The organism is Paenibacillus sp. L3-i20, from assembly GCF_022180385.2.
In the GTDB taxonomy this organism is placed as follows: domain Bacteria; phylum Bacillota; class Bacilli; order Paenibacillales; family Paenibacillaceae; genus Pristimantibacillus.
This window is the reverse complement of the sequence record NZ_BQME02000002.1, coordinates 1,250,747-1,265,484: the sequence shown is the minus strand read 5'-3', so window position 1 is coordinate 1,265,484 and position 14,738 is coordinate 1,250,747. Positions and strand designations below refer to the sequence as shown.

The window sequence follows — 14,738 nt, the reverse complement described above, 5'->3', positions numbered from 1 at the left end:
CAAATGCTGTTGAATGTGTTTAGTATAGAGGAAATTGATAGAAAAAGGAAGCTAAAAATCAAAAAAATTACACTTTGTCTCTGAATACTCCGTGAAAATGATAATAAATACGGAAGAAATATCAAATTCGACAACATAAAGCTGCATTTTATTTGTGTTTTGATCTTTAAGAGAGAAGAAAAAAGGATTTTATAGAGGTTCAAAGAACCTCTATTTCGAACGGTGCAAAAATTGTGGGGAAACGATGACATCTTTATACGTACTGTGAAAGATATGAGTTGTGGCAGGGGATAGCGGTGGAACAAGCCAAGACCATCTGCCCGTTACTTCCCTGTTGTTTAGAGCTTCATTTTTTTCGAATCTCATAAATTGCTGAGCAGCCGTATGATGATCAACTATCGTAATACCTTGAATTTTGAAAGAGTGGAGAACAGCTACATTAAGTTCAACAAGCGCTTTATCTTTCCACAACGTTGAAGCTTTAAACGTATCGAGGCCCATTAGTTTAGCTACATTTGGGAGTTGATTGTACCGATGTTCATCTGCTAGATTGCGAGCACCAATTTCTGTACCCATATACCATCCATTAAAGGGTGCGGCAGAATAGTAAATCCCACCGATCTCAAGCATCATATCAGATACAAGTGGAACGGCGTACCACTTCAATTCAAGTGATTCAAAATTAGTTATTTCAGGATGAGTGATCTGAACTTCCAAAACAAGCTCTTTCGGAATATCAAAAAAGGTTGGCGCTTTTCCATCCACACTTAAAACGAGCGGCAAAACATCAAAGGCAGTTCCGGCACCTTTCCAACCTAAAGCTATACATGTTTCCGTAAATGATATGGATGCAGCATCTCCTACAATTGTTCCATCATCCATTACGTAGCCTGCATATCGTATTAATTGATGATTCCATATTCGTGGTCCCGTTGAGACATGATTACTTTTGACAGGGGAGAATACAGTAATAAGTGGACGAATCTTTCCACCATTCGAAGCGACTGAAATATGTTCAAATAGAACGTTAGCCATTCCATCTACTGTATTCACCTCCCGTGCATCCACAACAGTTAAGCTATCCCAAAAGAGTCTGCCAATGCAGCGGTTACTGTTCCGCCATGCCATCTTAGCTCCATAGCTAAGCTCTTCAAAAGTATGGTCATAATAGCCATTCATTTGAATGTCGTGTTTGATTTGGTTAATACGCTCATCTATATCTATCTGAGTTTTCCCTAATTCTGAGTAGCATCTGGAGATGAAATCGGCAGCTGCCACTAGTATGCTCGGTTGTTCGATTGTATGTTGCATGGACGGTCACCTGTTTCCGTATGTCGATGGGTATATTATATCAACTCAGAACGATGTTCAATCCTATCACTTGTGAACAAAATAAAAAATATCGTTACTCGGTCTTTATTAGTCCTAGAAAAGAGAGTGTTCCATCAGGTTTGTATTTAAATGAATAAGATTTGTTTGTCCATTTGTGCTGAAATATAGTGTCTGATATGGGATAAATCGGGTTCGAAATTCGATCATTCCATACGAAAAGTAAATCATCTCCATCACGCTCTACAACTGCTTTACAACCGAATCCTTCATATGTCCCTATGAATTCATTTATTTTTTCTGGACTTAGCGAAAATGATTGAGGCAGCTGAGGTACAGTCACATCTTCACCAAAGACAATACCAGCAAGAACTTCAGCTAACATCGTTACAGGAACAAAGTCATAATTTGTTAAAATTATGACAGTCACTTTAGATTGCGGGTAACGGTGCAACTCACTTCGATAACCTCGATACGCCCCGCCATGATAAATTCGTTTTTGATTATTACATTCATCCAAAAACCAACCAAGTCCATATTTGGCATTATCCGAATGAAACGTTTCATGTAACACTTCTTGTGATAGTAGTTGGCTGGAATAAAACGCTTGATCCCACTTATAAAGATCTTCGATAGTTGAATACATACAGCCTGCAGAGGAGATAGCGTACATATCAATAAATTCAGATGGAACAGGTTCATATCCGGATGAGTCGTAGGAAGAAGCAAGTCCGGAAATCAAGCGCCGACTATCATTCATCCCCGTATTTGTCATGCCAAGCGGCTCGAGTATTCGATTTGTAACAAACTGCTCGAAGGTCAGACCGGACAGCTTTTCAATAATAATTCCGAGTAAATAATAACCAGTATTGTTGTAGGAAAACTGTGAACCAGGCGAAAAGTCGAGTGGATATTCCAAGATAACAGATAGAAATTGTTCACGTGAAAGCGGCCATTTATTCAAATTAGCGTTGTATTCGGGTAAGTTTGTAGAATTGACGAGCCCGGATTCATGCTGCATCAAATGACGGATCGTTATCATTTCAACCTTTTTGAATGCTGGCAAATAATCACTCAGAGGATCATCTAGCCGGAGAAGCTTTTGCTGGGCCAACATCATAATTGCCATTGCTGTAAATGACTTAGTAATGGACCATATTCCAAATTTCGTTGTAGGTGAGTTAATTACTTCATGTTCAATGTTTGCATGTCCGTGAGCTAATTTATACAATATCTCGCCTTCTTGAGCGACTAGAATCGTTCCGCTGAAAGGCCAACTGTCTATATATTGCTCCATATAGGTTTTAATTCGATTAGATACAGATGTCATTGTTGACATACCTCCTTTAAGGGGCTATTTTAGCATATTTTTAAAATGGTTCACATTGACGGTTTTGTGTATGCACCAATTATCGATAGAGTAGTGAGGTTGACATTTAAATTATCTGGATAGTAAAATAATAAAAAACCGTCCAGACGGTACAGTAAATGAGGTGAGCTTTTTGGATTCGAAAGCAACGTTAAAACGGAAACACATATTAGAATCTGCCACGAAGTTTATATTAACTGAAGATTTCCAATCGCTAACGCTTGATGCAGTTGCCAAGGAAGCGGGGGTTAGCAAAGGTGGACTGCTGTATCATTTTCCAAATAAAGAAGAGTTGCTAAAGGGGCTGACTCTTTACATTTTCGAACAGTTTAATGCGTTGTTTGATTCATTCGCCCAAAATGATCCTGACGAGAGTGGCAAATGGTGCCGTGCATATATTCAAGCATCAAGAGTTGATTTGGAGCAAAATGCTGCCTTAACCGTAGGTGTAATGTCTGCTACGTTGTTGCAGCCATTTATTGTTGAAAGCATGTCCCACAATTACTCCTATTTGTTAAGAAGGTTGGATTCTGATGATCTTGATCCTGCAACAGTAAGCATCATCAGACTTACCATTGATGGGATGTATTATTCGGTACTTTATAAGATTGAACCATTAAATAAGGAACTGCTTGAGGAAGTCATGTCTCGATTAATGAGTATGACACGGATTAGGAGGAATGAAGCTTGAATTCATATCTGTTATTAGCTATTGCAATCGTAAGTGAAGTATTCGGAAGTTCGATGTTAAAGATGTCAAAAGGTTTTTCAAAATGGATGCCGTCTATAGCTGTTGTTATTGGGATGGGCTCAGCGTTTTATTTCTTATCGCAATCGTTAAAGGAATTGCCGCTTGGAGTTGCTTATGCGATTTGGTCTGGGGTAGGAACGGCTCTGACAGCAATGATTGGTGTGTTCGTATGGAAGGAAAACTTTAATGTAAAAAAGGCACTCGGGCTGGTGCTTATTATTGCAGGTGTCATTATTATGAAGCTATCTACGGGTAGTTCAGCCTAGAAGGGGTGATCATATGAATAAAGGATATATTGCATTGACAGTTTCTATCCTATTCGAAGTATTTGGAACAACGATGCTTAAGATGTCAGAGGGATTTACTGTTTTATTGCCGTCCATAGGTGTCGTTATAGGCATGTCTGTTGCTTTCTATAGTCTTTCGATCTGTCTTAGAACGATTCCATTAAGTTTGGCGTACGCCATTTGGTCGGGAGTTGGGACTGCATTAACTGCCGTAATCGGTATTCTGATATGGAATGACCCATTTAACTTATTAACTCTTTCTGGCTTCGCTCTTATCGTAGGAGGGGTTGTGTTACTTAATGCATCTAATAAATCAAGCGTTACTACTCAATAAATAATGAAACAAGAAAGAAGTGATTAGACTATGATTACGATTAGAACAGAAAGTACTGCTGATTATAAAAGCGTATTTCAATTAAATTACATTGCTTTTGAAAATAGGAATGATGAGGCTGAATTAGTCGAGAAAATTAGGGCATCCGATTCCTTCATTCCGGAATTATCTCTCGTTGCTGAAAAAAATGATGAGATTATAGGACATGTATTGCTAAGTAAAGCGAGAGTAATCGATAATGAAAAAAATTATGAGGTAATCGTGCTAGCTCCAATCGCAGTAATGCCAAATTATCAAAAAAGTGGGGTAGGAAGCAAACTTATTCATGAGGGGTTAAAGAGGACAGCTGAATTAGGTTATAAATATGTGTTTCTAATCGGTCATCCCGATTATTATCCTAAATTCGGATTTAAACCGGCACGTGCTTTTGGATTTGAGATAAAACAATTTGATGTGCCGGATGCAGTTTTTATGATGTGTGACTTAAATGCAGGGAAAAGCAACAATTCAATAAATGGGGAATTAAAATATCCAGATACATTTTTTAATTAATTGTGATTAATAAAGTAAAAGGGAGTCCTAAACATGTTTAGGACTCCCTTTTGCTCATTTTTTATGCGTTAGGAAGTAGTAAATTTTCGATTTCCTGACGATTAAACACGAAGCCAAAAAATAGTTTATCGTCAATAAAAATAGATGGAACTAAATTTTTGCCGGATCTTTTGCGGAGAGTGTCCGCGTGTTCTGGGTGATCAGCTATATCATAATCTGTATATGCGATATTATTTACTTTTAAAAATTGTTTGAAATTTTTGCAGTCCTCGCAAGTAGGTGTTGTATAAACCTCAACTTTTTTCATGAATAATGCTCCTTATCTCAATATAGTAAAGATTAAAACCACTACCAATGCACATTTACTCTTGGGTATTAGACTTATTTGTTGTGCATCTTATAAACAAACTATATACGATTCAGAGAATCATTATAAGAGCTGAATAAAAAAAAACCAAATTTTTGATTGACACATATACCATACGGGGGTATATTATATTTACAGAAGGGTAATAAAGTAAACGCCCATCAAGGCCAGTTACACTGTTACAACTTATTGATCATTTTTTATTGATTACAAATAAAGGAGACATGACAATGGACACAACAAGCAAAGCTACGAAGCAAGCTACATTACAGCTTTTAGGAATGACATGTGCTGCTTGTGCAACTCGAATTGAAAAAGGATTGAATAAAATCGAAGGTGTCGAAGACGCGACTGTTAACTTCGCAATGGAACGCGCTACTGTAACGTTCGACCCAGCAGTAACGAACCTATCGCATTTAGAAATGGGCATTCAGAAGCTCGGATACAGTACTGCAAAAGAAGTGGTTGATTTACAATTAGTTGGAATGACTTGTGCCGCATGTGCAATGAAGATTGAGAAAGCATTAAATAAAATGGATGGTGTGACAACTGCAACAGTAAACTTTGCGATGGAAACTGCACATGTTGAATTTCAATCATCAGATGTAAAGCCAGAAGATATGCTGCATAGAATTGAAAAACTTGGCTACAAAGCGATATTGAAACAAGAGGCAGGCGATCCGGCAGAATTACGTAAAAAGGAATTAAAACTGCAAAAGCGTAAACTTTTACTTTCAGCAATTTTGTCATTTCCTCTTCTTTGGGCAATGGTGACCCACTTTTCATTTACATCTTGGATATGGATGCCAGATATATTTATGAATCCGTGGTTCCAGCTAGCATTAGCAACTCCTGTACAATTTTATGTAGGTAAACACTTTTATGTTGGAGCGTACAATGCACTTCGCAACAAAAGTGCCAATATGGATGTTTTAGTCGCACTTGGAACATCAGCAGCATATTTCTACAGTCTATATTTGACGATTCAATGGGCAACAGTAGGCAATGCTCATCATGAAGTTGCAATGTACTACGAAACAAGTGCAGTTCTCATAACACTCGTAATTTTAGGTAAATTGTTTGAAAGCTTAGCAAAAGGACGTACGTCTGAAGCGATTAAGACGTTAATGGGACTTCAAGCTAAAACAGCGTTTGTCATTCGTGATGGTCAAGAAATTACAATTCCGATCGAGCAAGTTATTCTTGGTGATGTTGTTGTTGTAAAACCAGGTGGTAAGGTACCTGTTGATGGCGAAGTTATTGAAGGGTCTTCTGCAATTGACGAATCAATGTTGACGGGCGAGAGTATTCCAGTTGAGAAGAAAATAGGGGACAGCGTTATTGGTGCAACTATAAATAAAAATGGATTATTGAAAGTAAAAGCAACAAAGGTTGGCAGAGATACAGCATTGGCACAAATTATTAAGGTCGTGGAGGAAGCACAAGGATCTAAAGCACCGATCCAGCGTGTTGCTGATGTCATCTCTGGTATTTTTGTACCGATAGTGGTCGCAATTGCTATAGTTGCATTTTTAGTGTGGTTCTTCTTGGTGTCATCGGGAGATTTCGCGAAGTCATTGGAAATTGCCATTGCAATTCTCGTTATAGCTTGTCCTTGTGCTCTTGGACTTGCGACGCCAACGTCAATTATGGCAGGTTCTGGTCGTGCTGCTGAGTTAGGTGTTTTATTTAAAGGCGGCGAACATTTGGAATCTACTCACAAAATTAATGCGATCATTCTCGATAAAACAGGAACGGTAACAAAGGGTAAACCTGAATTAACAGATGTTGTAGCCGAATCAATAGATGAAACGACGTTCCTAAGACTCATTGGAGCAGCTGAAAAAAATTCAGAGCATCCTTTAGCAGAAGCAATTGTAAGTGGAATTGAAGCAAAAGGCATTCATCTACCGAACACCGATCAATTTGAAGCTATACCTGGCTATGGTATCCGAGCAGTTGTGGAAGGTAAAGAAGTGTTAGCTGGAACGCGGAAACTAATGGGGAAATACAATGTTCTTGCAGAACATGCTTACGAACAAATGGCGGAATTAGAACGTGCCGGAAAAACAGCTATGTTGTTTGCGATTGACGGACAATATGCTGGCCTTGTTGCTGTAGCTGATACGATTAAAGAAACGTCTAAAGAAGCTGTTACTCGTCTGAAAAATATGGGTATCGAAGTCATCATGATAACTGGAGACAATGAGCGGACTGCAGCAGCTATTGCGAAGCAAGTAGGTATAGAGCATGTACTTGCTGAAGTATTGCCTGAAGGAAAAGCGGAAGAAGTTAAGAAGCTGCAAGCTCAAGGGAAAAAGGTAGCAATGGTTGGTGATGGAATCAATGATGCACCTGCTCTTGCTATGGCGGATATTGGAATGGCTGTTGGTACAGGTACAGATGTAGCAATGGAAGCTGCTGATATCACGCTAATGCGTGGAGATCTGAACAGTATTCCCGATGCAATATATATGAGTCGTAAGACGATGAGTAACATTAAGCAAAACTTATTCTGGGCACTTGCTTATAACACGATTGGTATTCCAATTGCAGCGATTGGACTTCTAGCTCCTTGGGTGGCTGGTGCAGCGATGGCGTTAAGCTCAGTTTCTGTAGTCCTTAACGCACTCCGTTTGCAACGTATGAAAGTTTAATCAATAAGAGTGCATAATTGCATTTTAGGAGAGTGGGGAAATTGGCAGTAAAAACATTTGCTGTTACTCCAGGCTTTGGTGTTGGGGGTACGATTTTCAAACCGGAACAATTAGCTGCACTTGGCACAATTATAGGGGAAGATGCAAAGGTAGAGTTGACAACTTTTAAACAGTTGTATGTGAAGATGAACGAGGATCTTGAAATTGAAGTTAGGCAAAAATTAATGGAAGTAGGTTTGGAAGTACATCCGGCTGGATTTGTGTCGAAAAGTTTAATTACATGCAACTTTTGCAGAGGTGCAGATGAAGCGGGATTAGATGTAGCAAAAGTATTGGACGCTGCGATTGCGGGTCACGAAGTGCCAAGTCCATTAAAGATAGGTTATGCAGGTTGTGCACTTGGTACTAGTGAACCGTTATTGAAAGACATTGCAGTTGTCAAAATGAGAGATTCGTACGATATTTATGTTGGTGGAGATGCAAAGGGACTGAAGGCTACTTTTGCACAGCTGCTGATGTCCAACTTGCAAAAGGATCAATTAGTTCCTATTGTTAGTAAGTTAATTGAGTTATTTCAATTACAAGGGAAGAAAAAAGAGAAGTTTACTAGATTTATTGAACGAATAACGATTGCAGAGCTAAGAGAATATGTAGTCAAATAAAATAGGATTTCTGAAAAGGGTAGTTCTTCCTTTTCCACCTGAGATGGTGGGAATTGAAGGCTGCCCTTTTTATATTGAGACGACATATGTACATGCAATTTGGGTTGGTTAATCATTAATTAGTTATAACCAAACTTTTAAAGCTAACCTTATTGTTATTGCATATTTAGGATGACTTTACTTAAGTAAATTTCCTGGGAAGGGGAATTTTGAAATGGGTTTTTACAACTCGAATCGTAGAGGGTATCTATCAGGAGGTTCATATAATAGTTGCAGTTGTTCGGGTGGTTTAAGTTGTAATGGTTGTGACGAGGGAGTGACCGGTGCTACGGGGGCGACGGGAGTGACCGGAGGAACAGGAGCAACGGGAGTTACGGGAGTTACGGGTGTGACGGGTGCGACGGGTGTGACGGGTGCGACGGGTGTGACGGGTGCGACGGGTGCGACGGGTGTGACGGGTGCGACGGGTGCGACGGGTGTGACGGGAGCGACGGGAGCGACAGGTGACACGGGAGCAACGGGAGTGACGGGTGCGACGGGTGCGACAGGTCCGACGGGAGTGACGGGAGCAACGGGAGTGACGGGAGCAACGGGTGCGACAGGTCCGACGGGAGTGACGGGTGCGACAGGTCCGACGGGGGTTACGGGTGCGACGGGAGTGACGGGAGCGACGGGAGCGACGGGTCCGACGGGAGCAACGGGAGTGACGGGAGCAACGGGTGTGACGGGTCCGACAGGAGCAACGGGTGTAACGGGAGCAACGGGAGCAACGGGTGCAACAGGTCCGACGGGAGTGACGGGGGTTACGGGTGCGACGGGAGCGACGGGAGCGACGGGAGCGACGGGAGTTACGGGAGCGACGGGTCCGACGGGAGCAACAGGAGTTACGGGTGTGACAGGTCCGACAGGTCCGACGGGAGCGACGGGAGTTACGGGAGCGACGGGTCCGACGGGAGCAACGGGAGTGACGGGAGCGACGGGTCCGACGGGAGCAACGGGAGTTACGGGTGCGACGGGTGTGACAGGAGCAACGGGAGTGACGGGAGTGACGGGTCCGACGGGAGCTACGGGTCCGACTGGAGCAACGGGAGCAACGGGTGCAACAGGTCCGACGGGAGCATCAGGACCGAACTTGTTAGCAGTGGGTTTTTCGGCTTTTCTGTCGACAATTACTTTATCCGCATCGACGCAATTAACAAACTGGTCGACAACTAACCCATATTATGGAAATGCTAACTTTAATGCAGTTACTGGCAATTACACAGTACCAACCTCTGGAAGGTATTCAGTATCTGCTACGGTGAACTATGCAACTACAGCTGCTATAGCTGTGTCACTAGGGGCAGCGATACTACCCTATTTTGCCATCCAACGTACAACACCTACAGCTACCATTTTGGTGAGCGGACTGTTACCTGTACTAAATGTTAACATCGTGTTAATTCTCACACTCAGAGCAGTTCTCGGCAATGGTGTTGTGACTCTCGCAGGAGAGGTTCAGCTTTCTGCTGGTGATGTTATTGGTCTGTTCTATCAAGCTAATGGTCTTACAATATCCGTAAACGTAGGTACAGGGGCAGTTAATGGAGTTGTCTGGTCTGTACATCAAATGACGTGATAGGCTAGCTATTAGTCAATTTCAAAATAATTGTTGAAAATGTATAACCATGTACGGTGTACTTTCATTTACTATAGGTAACTGAAGGTACGGTTTTGAAAGAGGGGGAGTATGCTGAATAGGAGCGAACGGTTAAGAAAAGAAATCTTATTGGCATTGAAGTCGGTTCCTGCATCAATAAGCAGTCGTAAAAATAAACGTAAGCGTATGTCCAAATGTATGAAGGAAAAAAGAAGATGTATCAAACGAAAACAAAAGAGACGGTTTGTTCCGTTTCTACAACATCGTTGTCGTAGACCAATACCGGTGCCAATTCCGTGTCATAACTTTGTTCGAACTTGTAATCACCGTCCATGCCCACCAGTCCCGCCAAACCCACCATTTAAATTCGTTGTAGAAAAGGATTGTTGTGGTTCAATTGTCCTTCAAGGGATACAATCTTCATTTACGATTTGGCAGATTGATGTTGATTCCAAATTAACTGTGGCACAGGTTAGCTTTTACTTGAATTCAAACAGTACAGAAGCGTTAGAAGTATTAATAAAAGGCGATGAAAGAAGACGGCTTTATGTACCGCCAGGTAGTACGACTAACTATATTGGTCAAGGTATCACTTCTGTAAAAATACCAACACAAGGCAATGAGTCGACGTATATCGAAGGAAAGTATGTAATATCAACAACACTTCAATTACAAACCAATTCAGCATTAGTGGATGAACATTAATAAAGGTGATTCTTCAGAAAATCGAAGAACCACCTTAATTATTTGTGGAATTAATTTACAAATTGTAGCGGACTGTAATACAGAACTCGCCTTGAGCTGCAGCAGTCGTTGTTAATGTAATTGTATTGAATCTTGCTACAGTAAACGATGCACTGCCTCCAGGAGGAACTACAATTGTTTCAATTGCGGCTACTACTCCAGTTCTGAAAAAGTTTACTGTCAAATTTCCAGTACCAGTCTCGTATTTTACATATCCCGTTCCATTAATAATTTGCGAAATATTGTCTGTGTATATCGTTTGAGTACCTGCTGCTGCTAGTGCCCAGTTTGTACAAACTTTATCTTGTACCGTAATTTTATCGGTGCAGCAACTCAGTGAAGTATTACACATATAATACTATGCCTCCTTTTTGTCTTATAATGTTAGTTATTAGACAGGATATCGAGTAGTAATGCAGAACTCGCCTTGATAAGTGCCAGCGGTAGCTCCAGGTAATGTTAGTTGTACAGCGCTAAAGCGGCGGTAGGTAAATGCTAAACTTGTTCCTGGAGAGATTATAAAAGGTGCTGCGTTTATTGGATTTCCTGCACTATCAAGAAAGTCGAGCTCGATATCTGCTGGACCAACATCATATTGTACATAACCAGTACCTACAATATTTTGAGTAATGTTATTCGTGAAAGTAACAACTAATACATCAGTTGCGACAACAGTACCACTCCAGGGTGCACATACTTTATCTTGAACGTATTGGTTTTCTGAGCAGCAAGTTAATGCTGAACTGGTTGAGTTACAACCCATAGACAATTACCTCCTAATTGAATTTCTAAGCTATTAAATGCAGGCAGTAACCCGCTTGCTTGGACATCTGCCTGACCATTTAATAATTTTCCGCAAAAAAAGCCTGGAACTGAGTTCCAAGCTTGACCTATGTAATATAAAGTGATGCAACTAAGTGTGCCTCATGTTTTCTCCAATTTTTAATCGCTTCTAAGCTATCCCAGTAGGAAATGGTAATACCTGCCCCTCAAGAATCTCTAACACTTTCAACCCCAATGTAGCCAGGTTGCAAAGAAGCGAGCTGATCCATTTTTTCTGCCATCAGATGATATCCGTTATCTCCAGTTGTTCGTTGACTTGAAAAGATGACTGTATAATACGAACCATTTGATTGTAGCCAATCTTACTCATTTGAGGATTTATCAGTACTGTCGTTTATTCTGATCGACGAAAAAGAGAATAAGTACGATTTGCAACCCGTGTAAATCGCAGGCTTTCTGGTTTACCAAAGGTGATGTTATTTGAGAATAATTTACATTAGAACACATGTTCTATAGTGTAATAATGGATATTCGTTTTAATAATTCGGGGTTCGTAGGGGAGCTATAGTATGGAGAATGTCACGCTATACAGAAACATTGCTGAGTTGAAGAGCATTAATATGTTTTATTTTGATACAAAAACCGAGGAACGGCCGACTATTCTTTGCCTTCATGGAAGATGGGGAAGAGCGGCAACATGGGTAGATTTTATGAAACACTATGGCAAACAATACAGAGTGATTGCTCCCGATCAAAGAGGACATGGATTGAGTGATAAACCGATTGCCAAATATACGACTGAGGAAATGTCTAGCGACATTATTGAACTATTAAATCATTTAAAAATAGATTCCATCATTCTCGTGGGACATTCCATGGGTGGAACAATTGCTGGATATTTGGCCGCTATGCATCCTGAGTATGTAACAGCAGTAGCAATCCTTGATAAATCAGCAGCAGGACCGGCCAAACTGAACATGCTGCCGCCCGATCAAATCTCGACCATCGATCCTTTGACGAAAGATTGGCCACTGCCATTTACCAGCTTAAGCGAGGCAATGAGTTTCATTAAGGTGCGTTTGATTCGGAGTTGAGCTATCAATACTTCATGAACAGTTTAACCGAAACGGTAGATGGCTATCAGATGATGTTCAGTTCTCAGGCAATGGCATGTAACATTGCATACTATGAAGAATGGTTTCATATTTTACCTGAAATAAAATGTCTAGTATTGTTAATCAAAGCAAATGGCAACGAGGCAGTAACGGATGATGATTTTGTTAAAATGCAGTCTCTGATTGGGAATTGTCTTGCTTATGAAATGTCAGACCCAGACCATAATGTTCATTTAAGTAATACAAAGAATTATATGCCTACGTTGATGAATTTTTAAAAAGGTTGTAACTTAAGAAGACCTAGTGAAACGTATAATCTTGTTTTTGACCAATCAGAGTTTTATGATTGGTCTTTTTTCATTTATCATTAGCTACGTAATAATTTTCATTTACAGAAAACCTGTTTATAAATAGAAAATGATTATAGTCATTTTTTCTTGCATTTAGGTTCCTTTGGAAAGTTATTATAAATAGAAGTATAGTTAATAGAGGGAGATGTATGATGGACATTAATTATTGTTCTATCTCTGAACAAAATACTTTTATAATTGACTGTAAGGATGTAATTTTAAGAGAATTTCTAGTTTCAGATTTAGATATATTTCATGAACTGACCTGGCAACCTGAAATTCATGAGTTTTTGCCTGGGTGGAACGTGTCTAAAGATCAACGGGAAGAGTGGTTTATAAACTTTGAAATTCCAGAGAACAAAATGTTTCTCAACGCCGTTTCAAAAGGTGAAGACATTGGCAACCTACGTCTTCGATTAGCAATTATTTCAAAAGTAAATGGTGAATTGATTGGTTGGTGCTGTACCGGGATAAAAGACGAATTACTACCTCCAAAGCGTGAAATCGTATATGCTATTTCAAAAAATCATAGAGGTAAAGGATACACAACTCAAGCTTCTCGAGGAATGATCAATTATTTATTTGAACATACAAACGTCCAAGAACTTAGTGCTGTTGCTCTTATAAGTAATGTACCATCGAATAAAGTCATACAAAAATGTGGATTTTACTTTCAAGGTATCATTGAGATTGAGGGCGAAGAAAATCACTATTATACATTAGAAAAGAACGATTGGGCATCTAAAAATTAGCGAAGTTCAGTGTTATGAATCAGTATGAAGGTGGGTTCACAAATGTCAACAGCAGTCGAACAAATCATTTTAAAAGAGATAAATGCGAAATATCCGATCACGGTTAATCATATAGAAAAAATTACAAATGAGATGTATCGTTGCAGTAATAATTTTAACGAATATTATGTACGTGTCACAGATTATAGATCCTTTGAAGAACAGCTGGAAGAAATAAATTGGCTCAGCTATTTGGAGCAGCATGGTGTTGGTATTTCTCCCATCATTAAATCTTTGCAAGGAAACTTGGTCGAAAAGGGAGAGTCTTTTGAAGAGAAGTCAATCGTTCTTTTTGGTGCAGCCAAAGGGATTCATCTGTCACGCTCAGAATGGAAGGGTGATGTCTTTAAAGAACTTGGTCGTCAAATTGGCAGAATGCATAGAATTACCTCTCAATATGAGCAAGAACATGAAATAAATCATATGATTAACTGGTATGACAATGCTGAGTATCGTTTTCTAGATCATATTCCTAAAGAAGAAACTACTATTAGAAAGCTAGCTCAAAAGATATTAAACGAGGTTCAGCTTTTATCTAAAGATCGCCATACATATGGTTTATTGCATGGAGACCTTTGGCTCGAAAATGTGTTAGTTAATAATCATTCTGAAATTACGCTAATCGATTTCCAAGATTGTGAAAAACACTTTTATTTGTACGATTTAATTGTTCCTATTTATTCGGCGCTTGAATATTCTTTTGCTGGAGGGGGAAATAGAAATGATTACGGAGAATCTATTACGAAGTTGTTATTTGAGGGTTATTTAGAAGAGCACACCATTGCAGACGAAATGATTGAAAAGCTGCCGTTGCTTTTTAAACTAAAAGAACTATTTGAATATAGTCTTATTCATATGTATGAGGATGTAGAAAATGCAGGTGAAGAACTAATTAGAGTACTCAATCATTACCGCTATCGATTAGAAAATAACCATCCTGTCCTTAATGAGAAGTTTTTAGCTAATTTGTTTAAATAGTCTTGTATACGCATATAAAAGTTGTGAAAG

Annotated in this window: 17 protein-coding genes and 1 pseudogene; 12 read left to right on the top strand and 6 right to left on the bottom strand. The window is 39.7% G+C overall.

The features are described from left to right. Positions 1-210: 210 nt before the first annotated feature. Together MFF31_RS19385 and MFF31_RS19380 are read right to left on the bottom strand one after the other, a co-directional pair. Complete coding sequence (locus tag MFF31_RS19385; protein WP_238190147.1) at positions 211-1,311, bottom strand: nitric oxide synthase oxygenase; 1,101 nt, start codon at positions 1,309-1,311, stop codon at positions 211-213. Positions 1,312-1,405: 94 nt separating this feature from the next. Beyond that, on the bottom strand, positions 1,406-2,659 hold the full coding sequence (locus MFF31_RS19380; RefSeq protein ID WP_238190146.1) for a serine hydrolase domain-containing protein: 1,254 nt from the start codon (positions 2,657-2,659) through the stop codon (positions 1,406-1,408). Positions 2,660-2,831: 172 nt separating this feature from the next. Here MFF31_RS19380 and MFF31_RS19375 point away from each other — a divergent pair, with 172 nt between their 5' ends. The 4 genes from MFF31_RS19375 to MFF31_RS19360 are packed head-to-tail and all read left to right on the top strand — an operon-like array spanning position 2,832 to position 4,622. Next, positions 2,832-3,389 (top strand): TetR/AcrR family transcriptional regulator, encoded by a 558-nt coding sequence (locus MFF31_RS19375; RefSeq protein ID WP_238190145.1) that lies wholly within the window; start codon positions 2,832-2,834, stop codon positions 3,387-3,389. Next, positions 3,386-3,715 (top strand): DMT family transporter, encoded by a 330-nt coding sequence (locus MFF31_RS19370; RefSeq protein ID WP_282570536.1) that lies wholly within the window; start codon positions 3,386-3,388, stop codon positions 3,713-3,715. The genes MFF31_RS19375 and MFF31_RS19370 overlap by 4 nt, the downstream gene beginning before the upstream one ends. 13 nt (positions 3,716-3,728) lie before the next feature. Beyond that, complete coding sequence (locus tag MFF31_RS19365; RefSeq protein WP_238190144.1) at positions 3,729-4,070, top strand: DMT family transporter; 342 nt, start codon at positions 3,729-3,731, stop codon at positions 4,068-4,070. Between the two features lie 30 nt (positions 4,071-4,100). Further along, a complete protein-coding gene (locus MFF31_RS19360; protein WP_238190143.1) occupies positions 4,101-4,622 on the top strand; it encodes a GNAT family N-acetyltransferase in 522 nt (173 codons plus the stop codon). Positions 4,623-4,683: 61 nt separating this feature from the next. Here the strand turns inward: MFF31_RS19360 and MFF31_RS19355 are convergent, their stop codons facing one another. Further along, the gene (locus tag MFF31_RS19355) at positions 4,684-4,929 is read right to left on the bottom strand and encodes a glutaredoxin family protein (RefSeq protein WP_238190142.1); all 246 of its coding nucleotides are present in this window, start codon (positions 4,927-4,929) and stop codon (positions 4,684-4,686) included. A gap of 290 nt (positions 4,930-5,219) precedes the next feature. Between MFF31_RS19355 and MFF31_RS19350 the strand changes: the two genes are divergently transcribed. The 4 genes from MFF31_RS19350 to MFF31_RS19335 all read left to right on the top strand — a co-directional run bounded on the left by MFF31_RS19350 (position 5,220) and on the right by MFF31_RS19335 (position 10,652). Beyond that, entirely contained in the window at positions 5,220-7,646 is a 2,427-nt protein-coding gene (locus MFF31_RS19350; protein WP_238190141.1) for a heavy metal translocating P-type ATPase, read from the top strand. Positions 7,647-7,687: 41 nt separating this feature from the next. Beyond that, positions 7,688-8,308: a nitrite/sulfite reductase domain-containing protein gene (locus MFF31_RS19345; protein WP_238190140.1), complete on the top strand. Its 621-nt coding sequence runs from the start codon at positions 7,688-7,690 to the stop codon at positions 8,306-8,308. 214 nt (positions 8,309-8,522) lie between these two features. Next, on the top strand, positions 8,523-9,926 hold the full coding sequence (locus MFF31_RS19340) for a collagen-like protein (protein WP_238190139.1): 1,404 nt from the start codon (positions 8,523-8,525) through the stop codon (positions 9,924-9,926). Between the two features lie 111 nt (positions 9,927-10,037). After that, positions 10,038-10,652 carry an S-Ena type endospore appendage gene (locus MFF31_RS19335; protein ID WP_238190138.1) on the top strand — a complete coding sequence of 205 codons (615 nt, stop codon included), beginning with the start codon at positions 10,038-10,040 and terminating at the stop codon, positions 10,650-10,652. 55 nt (positions 10,653-10,707) lie between these two features. Here MFF31_RS19335 and MFF31_RS19330 read toward each other — a convergent pair whose 3' ends face one another. The 3 genes and pseudogenes from MFF31_RS19330 to MFF31_RS19320 all read right to left on the bottom strand — a co-directional run. After that, positions 10,708-11,043 carry a DUF3992 domain-containing protein gene (locus MFF31_RS19330; RefSeq protein WP_238190137.1) on the bottom strand — a complete coding sequence of 112 codons (336 nt, stop codon included), beginning with the start codon at positions 11,041-11,043 and terminating at the stop codon, positions 10,708-10,710. A 39-nt stretch (positions 11,044-11,082) separates the two neighbouring features. After that, positions 11,083-11,454 (bottom strand): DUF3992 domain-containing protein, encoded by a 372-nt coding sequence (locus MFF31_RS19325; RefSeq protein ID WP_238190136.1) that lies wholly within the window; start codon positions 11,452-11,454, stop codon positions 11,083-11,085. Positions 11,455-11,599: 145 nt separating this feature from the next. Then, positions 11,600-11,800, bottom strand: a pseudogene (locus MFF31_RS19320) (antibiotic biosynthesis monooxygenase family protein); the annotation flags it as partial. 243 nt (positions 11,801-12,043) lie between these two features. Here MFF31_RS19320 and MFF31_RS19315 point away from each other — a divergent pair. The 4 genes from MFF31_RS19315 to MFF31_RS19300 all read left to right on the top strand — a co-directional run bounded on the left by MFF31_RS19315 (position 12,044) and on the right by MFF31_RS19300 (position 14,708). Further along, on the top strand, positions 12,044-12,568 hold the full coding sequence (locus MFF31_RS19315) for an alpha/beta hydrolase (protein WP_238190135.1): 525 nt from the start codon (positions 12,044-12,046) through the stop codon (positions 12,566-12,568). A gap of 14 nt (positions 12,569-12,582) precedes the next feature. Then, positions 12,583-12,867, top strand: a complete 285-nt coding sequence (locus MFF31_RS19310; RefSeq protein ID WP_248565538.1) for a hypothetical protein — start codon at positions 12,583-12,585, stop codon at positions 12,865-12,867. Positions 12,868-13,088: 221 nt separating this feature from the next. Next, on the top strand, positions 13,089-13,691 hold the full coding sequence (locus MFF31_RS19305) for a GNAT family N-acetyltransferase (RefSeq protein ID WP_238190132.1): 603 nt from the start codon (positions 13,089-13,091) through the stop codon (positions 13,689-13,691). Positions 13,692-13,733: 42 nt separating this feature from the next. Then, positions 13,734-14,708 (top strand): phosphotransferase enzyme family protein, encoded by a 975-nt coding sequence (locus MFF31_RS19300; RefSeq protein ID WP_238190131.1) that lies wholly within the window; start codon positions 13,734-13,736, stop codon positions 14,706-14,708. The last annotated feature ends 30 nt before the right edge of the window (positions 14,709-14,738 follow it).

Excerpts from the sequence above, each read along its gene's own strand:
- MFF31_RS19385 (WP_238190147.1), bottom strand. The coding sequence starts at position 1,311 with ATGCAACATACAATCGAACAACCGAGCATACTAGTGGCAGCTGCCGAT.
- MFF31_RS19380 (WP_238190146.1), bottom strand. The coding sequence starts at position 2,659 with ATGACATCTGTATCTAATCGAATTAAAACCTATATGGAGCAATATATA.
- MFF31_RS19365 (WP_238190144.1), top strand. The coding sequence starts at position 3,729 with ATGAATAAAGGATATATTGCATTGACAGTTTCTATCCTATTCGAAGTA.
- MFF31_RS19360 (WP_238190143.1), top strand. The coding sequence starts at position 4,101 with ATGATTACGATTAGAACAGAAAGTACTGCTGATTATAAAAGCGTATTT.
- MFF31_RS19355 (WP_238190142.1), bottom strand. The coding sequence starts at position 4,929 with ATGAAAAAAGTTGAGGTTTATACAACACCTACTTGCGAGGACTGCAAA.
- MFF31_RS19350 (WP_238190141.1), top strand. The coding sequence starts at position 5,220 with ATGGACACAACAAGCAAAGCTACGAAGCAAGCTACATTACAGCTTTTA.
- MFF31_RS19340 (WP_238190139.1), top strand. The coding sequence starts at position 8,523 with ATGGGTTTTTACAACTCGAATCGTAGAGGGTATCTATCAGGAGGTTCA.
- MFF31_RS19335 (WP_238190138.1), top strand. The coding sequence starts at position 10,038 with ATGCTGAATAGGAGCGAACGGTTAAGAAAAGAAATCTTATTGGCATTG.
- MFF31_RS19330 (WP_238190137.1), bottom strand. The coding sequence starts at position 11,043 with ATGTGTAATACTTCACTGAGTTGCTGCACCGATAAAATTACGGTACAA.
- MFF31_RS19325 (WP_238190136.1), bottom strand. The coding sequence starts at position 11,454 with ATGGGTTGTAACTCAACCAGTTCAGCATTAACTTGCTGCTCAGAAAAC.
- MFF31_RS19315 (WP_238190135.1), top strand. The coding sequence starts at position 12,044 with ATGGAGAATGTCACGCTATACAGAAACATTGCTGAGTTGAAGAGCATT.
- MFF31_RS19310 (WP_248565538.1), top strand. The coding sequence starts at position 12,583 with ATGAACAGTTTAACCGAAACGGTAGATGGCTATCAGATGATGTTCAGT.
- MFF31_RS19305 (WP_238190132.1), top strand. The coding sequence starts at position 13,089 with ATGATGGACATTAATTATTGTTCTATCTCTGAACAAAATACTTTTATA.
- MFF31_RS19300 (WP_238190131.1), top strand. The coding sequence starts at position 13,734 with ATGTCAACAGCAGTCGAACAAATCATTTTAAAAGAGATAAATGCGAAA.